Below are 16,574 nucleotides of genomic sequence, written 5' to 3' on the forward strand. Positions count from 1 at the left end.
GTCCACCATGACGTCTCAGGGTTCAGACGTGCGGACCGCGCATCGCCGGGGGACGGAGAACGCCTACCCGTGATCATGTTCTGCTCCATTCGAACGCTCCCTCGCAAAAGTCCTCCTCGCCGCACCGCAGGCAGGTGGCACAGCCGTCACCGGACGGCTCGACATACCGCATCCGGCCGCAGTTCTCGCAGTACCGGCGGAGCAGGGCCGAATCCTCTGCCACCGGCGGACTGGAAAGGGGCGCGATCCGATCGCGGCACCACTTGACCAGACGGGCGAGATTCACGTGCGGGGCCCGATGTGAAAGCACGAGGCCCCTGCTCCGTGGAAGAGTCGTGGAATTCATGTGTTTCCTTGGTCTACGCGGAGTTCGAGGCCATCGGCCGAGCGCACGGTCGACCGGGCCCCGGCCTACCGCGTTCGGCCGCGAACCCGCGCATCTGTTCGCAGGTTCCGGCGGACACCCGGGGCGACGCCTGCCGGTCCGGCGCGGCGTCAGGGGACGGAGTACCCCTGGGGCGAGTCCCGGGGCGCGGACCGCTCCCGGTGGGACCGACCCTTTCGAGAGCGGCCCAGTGCTGCGACCGCGGGACACAACGCGCCACTGCGGACGGTGTGGCCGCCGAAGGCCGACCCGCGCACCACGCAGGATCGCGAACTCCGTACTCCGCGCCGAACGCTGTCCCCATGCGCACTCCCCCGAGTCGCGGCTCCTGCGAAGACCCCGTCCCCCACTCGACAACATGGGCCGCCCGGGAGGTTCCCTCGGATTCACGGACCCTCGCCGAAGAGGGGATGGGGGGAGACCGTCAGCTCGGCGGACTGGAGCCGCGCAGCCTCGGGTTGTTCCAGTTGGGGTCGAGGACGATGGACTTGAGAGTCGGCAGGTTGAGCGGCGGGGTACGGCGGGTCGCGTCCTCCTCCGGAGAGGGCGCGTTGTAGGCGGTGAGCGTCACCTCAGGTCCTCCGGGCAGACTGCCGGTCACGACCCAGCGGATGACTCCCTCGCCGCCGCCTTCCACGTTCTCCTGACGGACGTCGAGCAGCACGTCCGCGCTCTTGTTGGTCTTCGACCTGTCCATCGTGACCTGGACAGAGCCGGCGCCCAGTCCGTCCTCGTTGAGAACCAACCGTGACGTGCAGGTCGTACCGCAGGTCTCAGCGCCTGGATCGGACGACGGTCCGTGTGCCGACTCGCGGTGGAAGCGGTAGAAGCTGCCCCATGGACGGGTGGGTCCACCGGTCAGTTCGTCCGGAGCCTTCGGCAGTTCGTCAAGAGCGGCCCGCCACTTCGCGTTCGACACCACGGCCCCGAGCTGCTCGACGGTGAGCGGCGGCAGCTCCCTGGACCTGGCCGGAAGTTGGTCCCCGGGTGCCACGACCGGGCTGGACACCGACGTGTTCGACTCGCTGATCTCGACCATGTTCCCCTCGGGGGAGAGGTAGGTGGCCTTCCAGAACTTGCGGTATCCGCCGGTCTTTCCGTATTCCGTCCGTACGACGCGCACCTTCGAACGGTCCGCGAGTGTGGTCAGGGTGCAGTTGGCGACCCGTCGGCAACTGGTGAACTGCCGCGTCGAGTAACCGTTCGGATCGACACGGTAGAGCTCGGCGGAGACACCGGCTTTCCCCCTGCCGTCGTCGTACACCAGGGAGGCCGCCGGGCCGCGGTGGTCCGCGGTGCCCCTGCTCTTCTCCGCTCCGTACGTGCCCTGCGGAAGCAACGACTTGAGCGTGTCGGCCAGATCGGCACCGGAGATCTTCCCGGTGGGGGCGACGAAGCCCGGATCGAGCGGGGGCTCACCCTCCAGCGGGTCGGGGCGGGAGAATTCCCGCAACTCCTTGCGCCACTCGTTGGCGTTCGGCAGCCGGTACAGCTCCCACATGAGCACCGGGACCTTGCGGGTGCCGGAGCGCGAAGCGGAGTCTGGGGTGTTCCACACCGTGATCTCGACGAAGAAGCCCTCCTTCGTGATGACCTGTCTGCGGACGGACTTGGTGTCGAGGGTGGTGTAGGGAGCCTCGTGGCTCTCGACGGACAGATCCCTGCCGCCGTCCGGCAGAGCGTGGGAGTTGCACTTCTTCGAGACGGGCGGGCACACCTCGGGGTGACGGGGGTCGGCGACGCCCATCCGGAAGTCCACCAGGCCGGCGCCTTTCCCGTCGTCGTACACGAAGGAGACATGCGAGAACTCCCCCGGCTCCCTCGGCAGGGTCCGCCGCCGGCTGAACGTCCCTTCGGGGACGAGCTTCCGCCAGATCTCGAAGATCCGCCCGCTGTCCACCTCGCGGTCGGCGTCCGCGACGCCGACGCTGTCCACCTCGCGGCCGAGCAGTCCCCCGGCATAGGCGCCGGTTCCCAGCAGGCCGAAGGCCAGCACGCTCGCCGTGACCGCGAACGCGCGCCTTCGGCGCACGATCCGGCGGCCACGCGCCAGGCTCGCCGTCAGCATCGCCTGCGGGTCACCCTCGAAGGCATTGCCCGTACGACGCAGTGCCTCACCGAGTTCGTCCTCGAAGGACATGGAAATCACCAGTTCCAGAAAAGTCGCAGTGGGGATGTCCCCGTCGGTCGGTCAGAGCGCCGCGAACTCGGGGAGGCTCGCTCCCAGCAGGGCACGGAGTTTCGTGAGGGCGCGCGTCGATCGAGTGCGCACAGCGGCCGGACTGGCGCCCATGGCCTCCGCGGTCTCCTCGATGCTGCGGTCCTCCCAGTACCGCAGCACCACCACAGCCCGGTCCTTGGGCGCCAGCTCGCCGAGCGCCTGGAGGAGAGTGACCCGCAGTGCCGCGACGTCCACCTCGCAGTGCCGCTCAGGCGTGTCCGGCAGCTCTCCCAGCGGGCGTTCACCCGCTGATCGCCGTCGCTGCTGGCTGAGGAACGTACGGACGAGGACGGTGTGCGCGTATCCCGCGGGATTGTCGATACGGGAGATCCGGCCCCACATCCCGTACATTCGGCCGAGCGTCTCCTGCACCAGGTCCTCGGCGGAGTGGGTGTCACCGCTGGTGAGCAGGCAGGCCGAACGGTACAGGTGGCCTGAGCTCCCAGAGGCGAACTCCTTGAACTCCTCCGTCCATGCCCACGTCCGGGCCCTTCTCATCCCCACCCCGTGTCCTCTCCATCGGCCTACATCCCCCTGACGCGATGGGACGGCGGAAATGTTTCAGGGGGAATCGCCGCGACAGGGCCGGCGCGTCGGCGACACGGTCGGCCGCCTTCGCCTCGGCGATGCCGAGTTCCGGACGGCACCGCGGCGCCATGCGAGCGCGGCGCGCACATACGTCCACCCCTCCGGACGGGCCTGCCCGGAGGGGTGGTACAGGGAAAGCGCGGGGAAGGCGTTCAGCGGACCGGGTGGCCCGCCTCCCGCAGGGTGTCCTTGACCTGGCCGATCCGCAGGTCTCCGAAGTGGAAGACCGACGCCGCCAGTACCGCGTCCGCGCCCGCGTCGATGGCCGGGGGGAAGTCGGCCAGCCGGCCCGCGCCGCCCGATGCGATGACCGGGACGGTGACATGCTCGCGTACGGCGGCGATCATCTCGGTGTCGTAGCCGTCCTTGGTGCCGTCGGCGTCCATCGAGTTGAGCAGGATCTCGCCCGCGCCCAGCTCAGCGGCCCGGTGGGCCCACTCGACGGCGTCGATGCCGGTGCCGCGGCGACCGCCGTGGGTGGTGACCTCGAACGAGCCCGTGGGGGTGCGGCGGGCGTCCACGGACAGCACGAGCACCTGGCGGCCGAAGCGCTCGGCGATCTCGCGGATCAGATCGGGGCGGGTGATGGCCGCCGTGTTGACGCCGACCTTGTCGGCGCCCGCCCGCAGCAGTTTGTCCACGTCGTCGGCCGAACGGACGCCGCCACCCACCGTGAGCGGAATGAACACCTGCTCGGCGGTGCGGCGCACCACGTCATAGGTGGTCTCGCGGTCGCCCGACGATGCCGTGATGTCCAGGAAGGTCAGCTCGTCGGCGCCTTCGGCGTCGTACAGCTTGGCCATCTCGACCGGATCGCCCGCGTCCCGGAGGTTCTGGAAGTTGACGCCCTTGACCACCCGGCCGTTGTCCACGTCCAGGCAGGGGATGACCCGTATCGCCAGTGTCATGACGCCGCTCCTCCCGCTTCCCCGGCTGCCGCTCCCCGGAACGCCTCGACCTCGACCTCCACGACCAGCCGGGGGTCCACGAAACCGGAGACGATGATCATCGACGTGGCCGGGCGGGCCTCGCCGAACAGCGCCTTGTGGGCGCGGCCCACCTCTTCGACGTCCCGGGCGTGGGTGATGTACATCCGGGTGCGCACCACGTCCCCGGCGCCGAGGCCGAGCTCCTCGAGTGCGCCGAGGGCGACGTCGAAGGACGTCATCGCCTGGTCGTACGGGCCGCCGTCCACGACGGCGCCGTCCACCATCGAGGTGCAGCCGGACACCAGGACCAGCCCGTTCGGCAGTTCGACGGCGCGGGAGGAGCCGAACGCCTGCTCCCAGGGGGCGCTCCCCCCGATCCGGCGTACGGAGCCACTCATCGGTTCGGAATCGCTCATCGCGACACCGCCGCGAGCGCCTCTTCGAGAGTGAACGCCTCGGCGTAGAGCGCCTTGCCCACGATCGCGCCCTCCACGCCGAGCGGGACGAGACCGGCGAGCGCCCTCAGGTCGTCAAGCGACGAGACCCCGCCCGACGCGACGACGGGCCTGTCGGTGGCGGCGCAGACATCGCGCAGCAGTTCCAGGTTGGGGCCCTGGAGCGTGCCGTCCTTGGCGATGTCGGTGACGACGTAACGCGCGCAGCCCTCGGCGTCCAGGCGGGCCAGGGTCTCGTACAGATCACCGCCGTCGCGGGTCCAGCCCCGGCCGCGCAGGGTGGTGCCGCGTACGTCGAGGCCGACCGCGATCCGGTCGCCGTACTCCGCGATGACCTTGGCGACCCACTCGGGGGTCTCCAGCGCGGCGGTGCCGAGGTTGACCCGGGTACAGCCGGTGGCGAGCGCGGCGGCCAGTGTGGCATCGTCGCGGATACCGCCGGACAGCTCCACCTTGAGGTCCATCGCCCCGGCGACCTCGCCGATCAGCTCGCGGTTGTCGCCGGTGCCGAAGGCCGCGTCCAGGTCGACCAGATGCAGCCACTCGGCGCCCGCCCTCTGCCAGGTGAGCGCGGCCTCCAGCGGGGAGCCGTAGGACGTCTCCGTACCGGACTCGCCGTGGACGAGGCGAACGGCCTGGCCGTCGCGGACATCGACGGCCGGGAGGAGTTCAAGCTTCTGGGCCATGGCCATGATCAGAGGGTCTCGATCCAGTTGGTGAGCAGCTGGGCACCGGCGTCGCCGGACTTCTCGGGGTGGAACTGAGTGGCCCACAACGCGCCGTTCTCGACGGCCGCAACGAAGGGCTCTCCGTGTGCGGCCCAGGTGACCTTGGGGGCGCGGATGGCCGGGTTGGTGATCTCCAGGCTCCACTCGTGCACGGCGTAGGAGTGCACGAAGTAGAAGCGGGCGTCGGTGTCGAGCCCGGCGAACAGCTCGCTGCCCTCGGGCGCCTTGACGGTGTTCCAGCCCATGTGGGGGACGACGGGTGCCTTGAGCGGGGCCACGACCCCGGGCCACTCGTCCAGGCCCTCGGTCTCCACACCGTGCTCGATCCCGCGCTCGAACAGGATCTGCATGCCGACGCAGATGCCCATCACGGGTCGGCCGCCGGACAGCCTGCGATCGATGATCCAGTGGCCCCGGGCCTGCTGGAGCCCCTTCATACAGGCGGCGAAGGCGCCGACGCCGGGCACGAGCAGTCCGTCGGCGTTCATCGCCCTGTCGAAATCGCGGGTGATCTCGACGTCGGCGCCGACCCGGGCCAACGCGCGCTCGGCGGAGCGGACGTTGCCGAAGCCGTAGTCGAAGACCACGACCTTCTTGCGCCCGTCGGCTCCGCTCATGACCACACGTCCAGACGCAGGACGCCCGCCACCAGGCACAACCCGGCTCCTATGGACAGCAGCACGATGAGGCCCTTGGGCATCTGCTGCTTGGCGAACGAGATGATCCCGCCGACCAGGAAGAGCCCGACGACGATCAGCAGGGTGGACAGTCCGTTCACGGTTACAGCGCGCCCTTCGTGGAAGGCAGGATTCCGGCGGCGCGCGGGTCGCGCTCCGACGCATAGCGAAGCGCCCTGGCCAGGGCTTTGAACTGGCACTCCACGATGTGGTGGGCGTTGCGGCCGTACGGCACGTGCACGTGCAGGGCGATCTGCGCCTGGGCGACGAACGACTCCAGTATGTGCCGCGTCATCGTCGTGTCGTACGCCCCGATCATGGGGGCCATGTTCTCCGGCTCGGTGTGCACGAGGTAAGGGCGGCCGGAGAGGTCCACGGTGACCTGGGCGAGTGACTCGTCCAGCGGCACCGTGCAGTTGCCGAAGCGGTAGATGCCGACCTTGTCGCCGAGCGCCTGCTTGAAGGCCGCACCGAGGGCGAGTGCGGTGTCCTCGATGGTGTGGTGCGAGTCGATGTGCAGGTCGCCGTCGGTCTTCACAGTGAGATCGAACAGACCGTGCCGCCCGAGCTGGTCGAGCATGTGGTCGTAGAAGCCGACCCCGGTCGACACATCGACCTGTCCGGTGCCGTCGAGATTGATCTCGACGAGGACCGACGTCTCCTTGGTGGTGCGCTCCACGCGCCCTACGCGGCTCATGCGCTCTGCTCCTTCTTCAACTCACGGACCGCGTCGAGGAACGCGTCGTTCTCTTCAGGGGTGCCCGCGGTGACCCGCAGCCAGCCCGGCACACCGTTGTCCCGGACCAGGACGCCCCGGTCGAGGATCCGCTGCCACGCCGTGTGGGAGTCCTCGAAGCGGCCGAACTGGACGAAGTTGGCGTCGGACGCGGTCACCTCGTAGCCGGTCGCACGCAATTCGGCGACCAGCCGGTCCCGTTCGCCCTTGAGCTGCTCCACGTACTTGAGCAGCGTATCGGTGTGTTCCAGGGCCGCCAGCGCGGTGGCCTGGGTGACGGCGGAGAGGTGGTACGGCAGCCGCACCAGCTGGACCGCGTCGACCACCGCGCGGTGCGCAGCGAGATAGCCGAGCCGCAGACCGGCCGCTCCGAACGCCTTGGACATGGTGCGCGAGACGACCAGATTCGGCCTGCCGTCGATCAGCGGCAGCAGTGAGGGGCGGTGGCTGAATTCGACGTACGCCTCGTCCACGACCACCAGGGACGGTTTGGCCCGCTGGGCGGCCTCGTAGAGCGCGAGGACCGTGTCCGCGTCGACGGCCGTACCGGTCGGGTTGTTGGGTGAGGTGATGAAGACGACGTCCGGCCGGTTCTCGGCGATGGCTCGCGCGGCGGCGTCCCTGCCGATGGTGAAGTCGTCGTCACGGGGCCCGGAGATCCAGCCGGTGCCGGTACCGCGGGCGATCAGTCCGTGCATCGAGTACGAGGGCTCGAAGCCGATGGCGGTACGACCCGGGCCGCCGAAGGTCTGGAGCAGCTGCTGGATGACCTCGTTGGAGCCGTTGGCCGCCCAGATGTTCTCCGGGGCGACCGGGTGCTTCCCGGTACGGGTGAGGTACCTCGCCAGTTCGGTGCGCAGCTCGACGGCGTCCCGGTCGGGATAGCGGTTGAGGCCGCGGGCCGCTTCCCGTACGCGTTCGGCGATCCGCTCGACCAGCGGTTCGGGCAGCGGGTAGGGGTTCTCGTTGGTGTTCAGCTGCACGGGGACGTCGAGTTGGGGCGCGCCGTAGGGGGACTTGCCGCGCAGTTCGTCCCTGATCGGGAGGTCGTCGATGCCGATCGTGCCGGTGTCGGTCGTGCTCACTTGCTCGGTGCTCACTTGCTCGGTGCTCACTTGCCCGGGGATACCTTCCTCCCCCACCGCGCTTCGCGCCCGGGGGTACCTCCACCGAACCTCGCCTTCAGCGCCGCACCGTGCGCGGGCAGGTCCTCCGCCTCCGCCAGGGTCACCACATGGTCGGTGACCTCGGCCAGCGCCTCGCGCGTGTAGTCCACGATGTGGATGCCGCGCAGGAAGGACTGGACGGAGAGTCCGGACGAGTGGCAGGCGCAGCCGCCGGTGGGCAGGACGTGGTTGGATCCCGCGCAGTAGTCGCCGAGGGAGACCGGAGCCCAGGGTCCGACGAAGATCGCACCGGCGTTGCGGACCCGGTCGGCCACGGCCGCGGCGTCGGAGGTCTGGATCTCCAGGTGCTCGGCGCCGTACGCGTCGACCACCCGCAGACCCTCTTCGATGCCGTCCACGAGGACGATCGCCGACTGCTTCCCGGACAGCGCCGGGATGATCCGGTCGTCGACGTGCTTGGTGGCGGCGATCTGCGGCTCCAGCTCGCGTTCGACCGCTTCCGCGAGCTCGGGCGAGTCGGTGACCAGGACGGCGGCGGCCAGCGGGTCGTGCTCGGCCTGGCTGATCAGGTCGGCGGCGACGTGCACCGGGTCGGCGGTGGCGTCGGCGAGAACCGCGATCTCGGTGGGTCCGGCCTCGGTGTCGATGCCGATCCGCCCGGTGAAGTAGCGCTTGGCGGCGGCGACCCAGATGTTGCCGGGGCCGGTCACCATGTTCGCGGGCGCGCACTCGTCGGTGCCGTACGCGAACATCGCGACGGCCTGGGCACCGCCAGCCGCGTACACCTCGTCCACGCCGAGCAGGGCGCAAGCGGCGAGGATCGTCGGGTGCGGCAGTCCGCCGAACTCCTTCTGCGGGGGCGAGGCGAGCGCGATGGACTCGACTCCGGCCTCCTGCGCGGGCACGGCGTTCATGATCACGGAGGACGGGTAGACAGACCGGCCGCCGGGAGCGTACAGGCCGACCCGCTCCACCGGGACCCACTTCTCGGTGACCGTGCCGCCCGGGACCACCTGGGTGGTGTGCGCGGTCCTGCGCTGCTCGCGGTGGACGATCCTGGCACGCCGGATCGACTCCTCCAGGGCCGCCCTGACCTCGGGGTCGAGCCGCTGAAGGGCCTGCGCGAGGGCCTCGGCGGGCACCCGGACCCGGTCGAGCCGCACTCCGTCGAACCGCTCCGCGTAGTCGATCAGCGCCGCGGTACCGCGATGATGTACGTCCTCGCAGATGGGCCGCACCTTTTCCAGGGCGGCCTCCACGTCGAAGTCGGCACGCGGTAGCAGCTGGCGCAGAGCGGCGCCCTCGGGGAGAGCGTCGCCACGCAGATCGATTCGAGAGATCACGGGTCAATTCTCGCAGACGCGCTCCGGGGGGCGGCCGCCCGTATCACTGTCTGGGACGGCCGGGACCGGGGCCTTTGGTTCGGATCCCGCCGTCGTCACCCGCCGTCGGCCCCGTCACCGGCGCGGACTGTCGCGGAAACAGCGCCACTCGGCCGGACCCGACCCGATGTGACCTGACCAGACATTTTCCCGCCAATCTGCCCACCCCTCGCCGACGGCGTGTCGGCCCGCAGCGAGCGCTTCTCGCCATACCGCGTGTCACAGCAGTCGTTCATGACCACTAGCGTTCAGTCCGTTACGCAGCGGGAAGAACGGCTGTACGAAAACCGGGGAGCAACCGGGAAAGCGAGGGGGCGGCCTTGACCGAGCCGCAGGGCATGAACATGCCCGACGATCTCACCGGAGCCGAGCTGGCTCTGTGGACCTCGTTCGAAGACGGAGGTACCTGCGATCTGCGGGACGCGAATCCCCTGCTGAACGATCCTTTCTCGGGCCCGGTCTGGGGACCCGAGCGCCGGGTGCGTTCCGATGTGATCGCCCGCCTGCTGCTCAGCGGACCGCCGCCGCGGCCCGGCCGGGTCTGCGCGCTCAAGCTGCGCGGGGCGTTCATCACCGGGAAGCTCAAGCTCGCGGGCGGGACGATAGGCCCGTACGTCGAGCTGACCGGCTGCCGTTTCGAGCAGGAACTGGAGTTTCCCGAGGCGCACTTCACCACCCTCAGGTTGGCGAGCTGCGCCATACCCCGACTTGAGGCCGCCCGGCTGCACACCGCCGGCGACCTGCATCTGCCGCGCTGCCGAGTGGCGCGCGGGATACGGCTCACCGACGCGCAGATCGGCACGGATCTGCTGATCAACCAGATCCAGGCATGGCCGGACCAACGGGGCCGCGCGATCGCCGCAGACGGGCTCTCGGTGGGGCAGGACCTGCAAGCCGAGCTGATGGAGACCCACGGCGAAGTCAGCCTGCGTGGCGCGAAGGTCGGCGTGTCGCTGAGCCTGCGCGGCAGCCGACTGCGCGGGGCCGAGGGGCGGAGGGCGCTGAACGCGCCCCAGCTGACGGTGGAGCGCACCCTCTACATGTCCAGAGCCTGGGTGACCACGGCGGGCGACCAGAGCGCCACTCCCCCGTTCGGCGTGCAGACGAACTCCGCAAACCCTGCGGACCCCGCGAACGCGGCACCGGGCGGGCGGGCACCCGGCTCGCGCGAGCAGCGCTTCGAGTGCCATGGAGGAGTGCGCCTCGACGACGGCCGGATCGGTGACGGCGTCGACCTCTACAAAGCCCGCTTCGTGCTGTCGGACGCACGGCGCGAGGAACTTTCCCTGCGCAGGATCACCACCCCGGAGCTGCGCTTCACCGGAGAGCGCCCGGAGGAGGGGCGGGTGGTGCTGAACGGGGCCAAGATCGTCACCCTGATCGACTTGTCGACAAGCTGGCCGGGACCCGGAGGGCTCGCGATGGGGGGCTTCGTCTACGAGAACCTCGTCCCCTACAGCCGCTTCCCGCTCGCCCGAAGACTCGAATGGGTGGCCGCGGCCACCCCGGAGTACGCGCCCGAGCCGTACGAGCGGCTGGCGACGGTGCTGCGCAACAGCGGCGAGGACGCCGACGCGCGCGAGGTGCTGCTCGCCAAGCAGCGGCGGCGGCGCGAGACACTCCCGCTGGCCGCCAAGCTCTGGGGCTACATCCAGGACTGGGCGGTGGCATACGGATACCGCCCGGGGCGGGCGACGCTGTGGATGGCGGTGCTGTGGGCAGCGGGGGCCCTCGCCTTCTCGCACCACGACCCGGCACCCGTCAAACCGGACGAGCACCCCGAGTGGAATCCCTCGCTCTACGCCCTCGATCTGCTGCTTCCGGTGATCAGTCTGGGCCAGGACGGCTACTGGCGGCTCGACGGCCGCTGGCAGTGGCTCGCGGCGGCACTCATCCTGCTCGGATGGGTGCTCGCGACGACTGTGGCGACGGGCGCCACCAGGCTGCTGCGGCGCAGCTGAGGCGGCCTTCCCCGGGTCCCTTACCGGCTACCCGGCCCCTTCCCGACCGCCCGGCACACCCCGGTCTGCACGTCGCACCCCGCACACCCCGGTCGGCTCGGACACAACCCGGTCGGCTCGAGTGACCCGACTGTCACGAGTGACGCGGCCGACCCCCGCCGGCTGGGGCGACGGCGGTGCGCACCCGGACGGGAGTGCGGATCCGGGGCGCGGGCGGTTCCCCAACCCCCGCACCGGGCACCGGAATACCGCACTCCTTTGCGCTCTCTTGACCATCACCAGGACAACCTTTCCAGTTCCGCCAAAACTTCACAGATGCCCCCTGGCGCGCCTCTCACCTGCGTCTTTCAATGGTCCGCACCATGTCTCTGTTCCGCGCCCTGATCGGCACCGCCCGCATGGTCCGGCACACCCCACGCCTCGGCGACGGGCTGCCTCCGGACGAGGCGGTGCTGCTCGACGCCCCCGATGGGCAGCTCGGGCCCGCGCTGGTAGCCGCCGCGCTCGGCAACCACCGCCCGGCGGCCATGCTGCTCGCCGCCACACGCGACGCGGCCGAGTGGGAGAACCGCGACCGCTATGTGATGCGACTCGCCACCTTCGCGTACAACCGGGGCGACTGGCTGGTCCGGTGGCTCGCCGCCGCCCCGCGCGACCCGGACGCCCTGCTGGTGAAGGCCGAACTCGCGGTCCGCCGAGCCTGGGAGTCGCCTGCCCGCGCCGAACAGCTGCGCGAGATCGGCCCCCTGATCGGCGCGGCGGCGGACGCGGCCCCCCGCGATCCGGTGCCCTGGAGGCTCGCCCTCCACCACGCGCGGGGCACCCACGCCACCCACACCGCGTTCGAGGCGCTGTGGGAACAGGCGGTGCGCCGCTCCTCACACCACTACGGCTGCCATGTCGCGGCGCTCCAGTACCTGTCCGCGGTCTGGTACGGCTCGCATCGCGAGTGCTTCGACTTCGCCGAGCGCGCCGCGGAGGACGCCCTGCCCGGCTCACTGGTCCAGGCTCTCCCGGCCCGGGCGGCCTTCACCCTGCTCAGCACCGGGGCCTTGGCCGACTCCGTCCAGGCGGAGCGGATCGACCACGCGGCGGACCGGGCCATCGCGCTCTCCGCCACCTACGGGCCAGGCGACCCCTGGCCGGCCGAGGTCCGCAACCTGCTGGCGTACGTGCTGATCACGCGGGGACGCTGGGCCGAAGCGCTGGAGCAGTTCCGGCTGATCGGCCCGTACGCGACCTCGTTCCCCTGGTCGGGACTGACCGACGATCCGCTGGGACGGTTCCTCGAAACCCGCGACGGCGTGCGCATCGAGGTCGCTTCCACGATCCCGCTACGGCCCCCGCCCGCGCAGCGGAACCGTCCGATCCGCAGACGGCCAGGACAGAGCCCGTCCGGTGGCCATTACGCTTGACCGCTGTGACCACCGCTCGCCTGCCCCTCTTCCCGCTCAACGCCGTGCTCTTCCCGGGCCTCGTGCTGCCGTTGAACGTCTTCGAGGAGCGCTATCGCGCCATGATGCGCGAGTTGCTGAAGACCGATGAGTCCGAGCCCCGCAGGTTCGCCGTGGTCGCCATCCGCGACGGTCGCGAGGTGGCACCGAGCGCACCCGGGATGCCGGACCAGACCGCGCTGCCCGAGAAGGGACCGGCCGCGGGGTTCGGCCCCGATCCGCTGCAGGCCTTCCACGAGGTGGGGTGTATCGCCGACGCGGCGACGATCCGGGAGCGCCCGGACGGCGGCTTCGAGGTGCTGGCCACCGGCACGACCAGGTTCAGGCTGCTGTCCGTGGGCGCCGACGGACCGTTTCTGACCGCCGAACTGGAGGAGATCGCCGAGGAGCCGGGGGACGGGGCGGGTGCACTCGCCGAGGGCGTCCTGCGGGCGTTCCGCAGTTACCAGAAGCGGCTGGCGGGTGCCCGGGAACGCTCGCTGTCCACGGCGGCCGAGCTGCCGGACGAGCCGTCGGTGGTCTCGTATCTGGTCGCCGCTGCGGCCGTGCTCGACACCCCGGCGAAGCAGCGGCTGCTCCAGGCCCGGGACACGGCGACCCGGCTGCGCGAGGAGTTGGAGCTGCTGCGCTCGGAGACCGCGGTGATCCGCCATCTGCCCTCGGTCCCGGCGGTCGATCTGACGCGCGTGCCGACCTGCCCCAACTGACGCCGCGAAGGACGAGGACCATGCCCAAGAAGCCCAAGAAGCAGCAGGGCGGAACCCCCGCCACAGTGGCCCTGACGGCCGCGGGTACGCCCTTCACCGTGCACGCGTACGAGCACGACCCTGCCTCGCCGTCGTACGGGGACGAGGCCGCGCAGGCACTCGGTGTCTCCCCCGACCGCGTCTTCAAGACCCTCGTCGCCGACGTGGACGGCGAACTGACGGTCGCGGTGGTCCCGGTCGCGGGCCAGCTCGACCTGAAGGCCCTGGCAACGGCTGTCGGCGGCAAGCGTGCCACGATGGCCGACCCGGCGGCGGCGGAACGCACCACGGGCTATGTCAGGGGCGGTATCTCCCCGCTCGGCCAGCGCAGGCGGCTGCGTACCGTCCTCGACGCCTCGGCGTCCGGGCACCCCACCATCTGCGTCTCGGCCGGCCGCCGCGGTCTGGAGGTCGAGCTCGCTCCGGCCGACCTGGCGTCCCTGACGGGTGCGGTGCTCGCGCCCATCGGGCGCGGGTGATGTCCGGTCACGGCACCAGGTGGCGTGCCACGGCTCCGCGCGCCGGGACCACCCGGTGCCCGTAGTGGCGTCAGGGGCCCGCGACGACCTCGAATGACGGCAGGCGCTCAGGAGAGTCGCGTACCCGGCCTCAGTTCCCGCCGCCGCCCTGGGGCAGCGGCGGCCACTGCGTATCGGGCTCCGGGTCGCGGGGGCCGAACAGCGAGGTCAGCCCGAGGTGGACCAGCATGGCGGCGAAGGGCCAGGCCAGCAGGGCCGCGGGAGCGTGCAGTTCCAAGGGCGCGTCGAAGGTGACGCCCTCGCCGACCGCACGGGCGTGGGCGGCGATGTCGTGTTCCGGGCCGAACCAGTAGCCGAGGAACCAGGCGAGGCCCGAGCCGAGCAGTCCGCCCAGTGCGAGAGAGAGGACGATCGCGACTCCACCGCGGCGGTGGAGCCAGAAGACCAGCGCGGCGCTGAGCGCACCGAAGCCGAGGGCCAGCAGGGTGAAGGTGGCGTCGGCACCCGCTGCCTGCTCGCCCTCGGTGTCGGCGACGAACACCGCGTTGTCCGTGGCCACCAGGCCGACGCGGGGGGCCAGCCAGAGCCACAGCAGGCCGAGGCCGATTCCGGACAGCATCACGGCCGGCAGGATGATCAAGGCTGCTCGCAGTTCGCTCCGCATACCCTGCCCCTCTCCGTACCCGAACGAGACGGGCCGGGCGTACCAGGTCGTGTCCTGCGAGGTCGGGGGCTGATGCGGCGGAGTCAGAGGTGCGGTCACCAGGACATCGTGCCAAACGTCCCCGAGCCGCGCCTCACCGGCCGTCGTCAGCGGACGGCGGCCCTGCGGTACGCCCAGGTCGCCACGCCCAGCGAAACCATGCCGACCGCCGCGCAGACGGCGAGGTCCAGGGCCACCGTGGGCCAGTGCGGATGGGCGTCGAAGGTACGAGCCAGCGCCTCGACCCCGTAGGTCGACGGCAGCAGGTCGCGGGCGTACGCGATCGGCCCTGGCAGCCGCCCTGCCGGGAGCACTCCCAGCAGGAGCGCGGCGGACATACCGAGCTGCCCCAGCAGGGTGGCGAGCTCCTGGCGGGGCGCGAGCAGCCCGAGGGCCGCGCCCAGGCCGGCGAGGGCGGCACCCGCGAGCGGGATCACAGCGGCCAGCACCCACAGATGGGTGAGCGGCAGTCCGAACAGCACCGAGCCGATGACAGCGGTCACGATCGTGCCGGGCACCGTGAACGAGGCGTACGCTCCCGCCGCGCCCAGCACGACCGCGGCGGGCGGCACGGGCAGGGTGGCGTAGTGGTCGAGGCCTCCGCCGGCCCTGAGCTGACCGAAGTACTGGGCGAGCAGGTTGAGCGCGACAAAGGCGACCACCAGCACGGATGATCCGGCGACCACGGCACGTGCCTCGTCCCCGCCGTCGACGACGCCCCGCATCAGGACCATGATCCCGACGGACTGGAAGGTGGCCACGAACAACAGCGGGATCCGCGCGACCCTGGCACGGGAGAGCTGGGCCCGGTACACGGCCGCCAGTGCCGGCAGCAGTCGGGCTCGCGGCGCGAGCGGTGCGGCGGCGGGGACGGTGCGGGTCGCGGTCTGCGCGCCGCTCCGCACGTTCGCGGAAACGGCCTCCGCGGGCACGATGCTCACCTGGCGCTGCTCCTGTTCGATACGTACGGGCCGTACGGGTCTGGTGCTCGGCCTACTCTGCCACGGAGGAAGCGGTGTGCCCGGGTCATGCCTTCACCAGGCCCTTCGCCGTATGGCCGCCGAGTGCCAGATACACGTCCTCCAGGCTGGGCGTGGTCAGCGTGAAGTCGTCGAGGGCGGCGAACGCCTGGCCTCCGGTCACCGCGGCCACGGCGGCCCGAGCCTCCTCGGGGGCGAGGCGCAGCACCCAGCGGCGGCCCGACTCCTGGGCGGAGACCCGCAGTGCGGCGACCTCAGGCACCTCCAGGGGCGGCCGCTCACGCCACACGAGCTCAAGCCGCACCTCACCCGCCACGCGCTCCTTGAGCCCGGACGGGGTGTCGCAGGCGATGACCCTGCCGCGGTCGAGCACGGCGACGCGGTCGAGCACGGTCTCGGCCTCGATGACATTGTGGGTCACCAGGAGGACCGTCGTACCGTGCTCGGCCCGGCGCCGGTCGACCGCGGCCCAGACCGCGCGCCGGGCGACGGGGTCCATTCCGGTGGTGGGCTCGTCCAGCACCAGCACCGGCCGCTCCCCCACAAGCGCCGCCGCGAAGCAAGCCAGCCGGCGCTGGCCGCCGGACAGCTTCTTCAGGGGGCGTCCGGCCAGCGGGGCCAGTCCCAGTTCGCCGAGCACGGCGTCGCGCTCGGCCCTCGCCTGGCGGGCACCGAGTCCGCGCAGCCGCCCGGTGGTCTCGGCGGCGAGCGCCACGGTCAGTTCGTCCAGAGCGGTGGACTCCTGGCCGAGATATCCGATGAGCCGGGCCGCCCGCTCGGGGTGGCGCACCAGATCGTGGCCCAGCACCTCCACCGCGCCGGAGTCGGGGCGCATCAGTCCGGTGAGCTGGCGCACCAGTGTCGACTTGCCCGCGCCGTTGGGTCCGAGCAGCCCGAAGATCTCCCCGGCCCGCACCGTCAGCGAGATTCCGTCGTTGGCGCGCACCTCGGGAGTCGCCGGGGTCCCGCGCCGGGCGCGCGCGGCCGGGTACGTCTTGACCAGGTCCCGCACCACACACACCG

The 16,574-nt window shown here is 71.0% G+C and carries 17 protein-coding genes; 4 read left to right on the forward strand and 13 right to left on the reverse strand.

The window, feature by feature from the left end; translation table 11 throughout:
• Window positions 1-809: 809 nt before the first annotated feature.
• From V1460_RS26515 to hisD, 10 genes are all read right to left on the reverse strand, one after another.
• Entirely contained in the window at window positions 810-2,525 is a 1,716-nt protein-coding gene (locus tag V1460_RS26515; protein ID WP_338676130.1) for a hypothetical protein, read from the reverse strand.
• 51 nt (window positions 2,526-2,576) lie between these two features.
• Window positions 2,577-3,104, reverse strand: a complete 528-nt coding sequence (locus tag V1460_RS26520; protein WP_338676131.1) for a SigE family RNA polymerase sigma factor — start codon at window positions 3,102-3,104, stop codon at window positions 2,577-2,579.
• Between the two features lie 242 nt (window positions 3,105-3,346).
• The gene (gene hisF / locus V1460_RS26525; RefSeq protein WP_338676132.1) at window positions 3,347-4,102 is read right to left on the reverse strand and encodes an imidazole glycerol phosphate synthase subunit HisF; all 756 of its coding nucleotides are present in this window, start codon (window positions 4,100-4,102) and stop codon (window positions 3,347-3,349) included.
• The gene (locus V1460_RS26530; RefSeq protein ID WP_407077635.1) at window positions 4,099-4,521 is read right to left on the reverse strand and encodes a Rid family hydrolase; all 423 of its coding nucleotides are present in this window, start codon (window positions 4,519-4,521) and stop codon (window positions 4,099-4,101) included. Before V1460_RS26530 ends, hisF begins: the two co-directional genes overlap by 4 nt.
• Window positions 4,522-4,535: 14 nt before the next feature.
• A complete protein-coding gene (priA, locus tag V1460_RS26535; protein WP_338678210.1) occupies window positions 4,536-5,264 on the reverse strand; it encodes a bifunctional 1-(5-phosphoribosyl)-5-((5-phosphoribosylamino)methylideneamino)imidazole-4-carboxamide isomerase/phosphoribosylanthranilate isomerase PriA in 729 nt (242 codons plus the stop codon).
• 8 nt (window positions 5,265-5,272) lie between these two features.
• Entirely contained in the window at window positions 5,273-5,923 is a 651-nt protein-coding gene (hisH, locus tag V1460_RS26540) for an imidazole glycerol phosphate synthase subunit HisH (protein WP_338676134.1), read from the reverse strand.
• Window positions 5,920-6,084 carry a hypothetical protein gene (locus V1460_RS26545; RefSeq protein WP_338676135.1) on the reverse strand — a complete coding sequence of 55 codons (165 nt, stop codon included), beginning with the start codon at window positions 6,082-6,084 and terminating at the stop codon, window positions 5,920-5,922. The genes hisH and V1460_RS26545 overlap by 4 nt, the downstream gene beginning before the upstream one ends.
• Window positions 6,085-6,086: 2 nt before the next feature.
• Complete coding sequence (gene hisB, locus V1460_RS26550; RefSeq protein WP_338676136.1) at window positions 6,087-6,680, reverse strand: imidazoleglycerol-phosphate dehydratase HisB; 594 nt, start codon at window positions 6,678-6,680, stop codon at window positions 6,087-6,089.
• Window positions 6,677-7,804 (reverse strand): histidinol-phosphate transaminase, encoded by a 1,128-nt coding sequence (locus tag V1460_RS26555; protein ID WP_407077636.1) that lies wholly within the window; start codon window positions 7,802-7,804, stop codon window positions 6,677-6,679. Before V1460_RS26555 ends, hisB begins: the two co-directional genes overlap by 4 nt.
• 26 nt (window positions 7,805-7,830) lie before the next feature.
• Window positions 7,831-9,189, reverse strand: a complete 1,359-nt coding sequence (gene hisD / locus V1460_RS26560; RefSeq protein WP_338676137.1) for a histidinol dehydrogenase — start codon at window positions 9,187-9,189, stop codon at window positions 7,831-7,833.
• Between the two features lie 359 nt (window positions 9,190-9,548).
• Between hisD and V1460_RS26565 the strand changes: the two genes are divergently transcribed.
• The 4 genes from V1460_RS26565 (at window position 9,549) to ybaK (ending at window position 13,868) form a co-directional block, all read left to right on the forward strand.
• A complete protein-coding gene (locus V1460_RS26565) occupies window positions 9,549-11,189 on the forward strand; it encodes an oxidoreductase (RefSeq protein WP_338676138.1) in 1,641 nt (546 codons plus the stop codon).
• Window positions 11,190-11,539: 350 nt separating this feature from the next.
• Window positions 11,540-12,604 (forward strand): hypothetical protein, encoded by a 1,065-nt coding sequence (locus tag V1460_RS26570; protein WP_338676139.1) that lies wholly within the window; start codon window positions 11,540-11,542, stop codon window positions 12,602-12,604.
• A gap of 5 nt (window positions 12,605-12,609) precedes the next feature.
• Window positions 12,610-13,350, forward strand: coding sequence for an LON peptidase substrate-binding domain-containing protein (locus tag V1460_RS26575; protein WP_338676140.1), 741 nt, complete (start codon window positions 12,610-12,612; stop codon window positions 13,348-13,350).
• A gap of 20 nt (window positions 13,351-13,370) precedes the next feature.
• Window positions 13,371-13,868: a Cys-tRNA(Pro) deacylase gene (gene ybaK, locus V1460_RS26580; RefSeq protein ID WP_338676141.1), complete on the forward strand. Its 498-nt coding sequence runs from the start codon at window positions 13,371-13,373 to the stop codon at window positions 13,866-13,868.
• A 130-nt stretch (window positions 13,869-13,998) separates the two neighbouring features.
• Here ybaK and V1460_RS26585 read toward each other — a convergent pair whose 3' ends face one another.
• The 3 genes from V1460_RS26585 to V1460_RS26595 all read right to left on the reverse strand — a co-directional run bounded on the left by V1460_RS26585 (window position 13,999) and on the right by V1460_RS26595 (window position 16,563).
• Window positions 13,999-14,631 carry a hypothetical protein gene (locus V1460_RS26585; RefSeq protein ID WP_338676142.1) on the reverse strand — a complete coding sequence of 211 codons (633 nt, stop codon included), beginning with the start codon at window positions 14,629-14,631 and terminating at the stop codon, window positions 13,999-14,001.
• A 47-nt stretch (window positions 14,632-14,678) separates the two neighbouring features.
• Window positions 14,679-15,512, reverse strand: a complete 834-nt coding sequence (locus V1460_RS26590) for an ABC transporter permease (RefSeq protein ID WP_407077531.1) — start codon at window positions 15,510-15,512, stop codon at window positions 14,679-14,681.
• Window positions 15,513-15,597: 85 nt separating this feature from the next.
• A complete protein-coding gene (locus V1460_RS26595) occupies window positions 15,598-16,563 on the reverse strand; it encodes an ABC transporter ATP-binding protein (protein WP_338678213.1) in 966 nt (321 codons plus the stop codon).
• Window positions 16,564-16,574: the final 11 nt, after the last annotated feature.

Source organism: Streptomyces sp. SCSIO 30461 (assembly GCF_037023745.1).
GTDB lineage: Bacteria > Actinomycetota > Actinomycetes > Streptomycetales > Streptomycetaceae > Streptomyces.

Bases quoted from the DNA above. Each gene is read 5' to 3' on its own strand.
- hisH (WP_338676134.1), bottom strand. From the start codon at position 5,923: ATGAGCGGAGCCGACGGGCGCAAGAAGGTCGTGGTCTTCGACTACGGC.
- V1460_RS26570 (WP_338676139.1), top strand. From the start codon at position 11,540: ATGGTCCGCACCATGTCTCTGTTCCGCGCCCTGATCGGCACCGCCCGC.
- hisF (WP_338676132.1), bottom strand. From the start codon at position 4,102: ATGACACTGGCGATACGGGTCATCCCCTGCCTGGACGTGGACAACGGC.
- V1460_RS26530 (WP_407077635.1), bottom strand. From the start codon at position 4,521: ATGAGTGGCTCCGTACGCCGGATCGGGGGGAGCGCCCCCTGGGAGCAG.
- V1460_RS26520 (WP_338676131.1), bottom strand. From the start codon at position 3,104: ATGAGAAGGGCCCGGACGTGGGCATGGACGGAGGAGTTCAAGGAGTTC.
- hisB (WP_338676136.1), bottom strand. From the start codon at position 6,680: ATGAGCCGCGTAGGGCGCGTGGAGCGCACCACCAAGGAGACGTCGGTC.
- ybaK (WP_338676141.1), top strand. From the start codon at position 13,371: ATGCCCAAGAAGCCCAAGAAGCAGCAGGGCGGAACCCCCGCCACAGTG.
- V1460_RS26515 (WP_338676130.1), bottom strand. From the start codon at position 2,525: ATGTCCTTCGAGGACGAACTCGGTGAGGCACTGCGTCGTACGGGCAAT.
- priA (WP_338678210.1), bottom strand. From the start codon at position 5,264: ATGGCCCAGAAGCTTGAACTCCTCCCGGCCGTCGATGTCCGCGACGGC.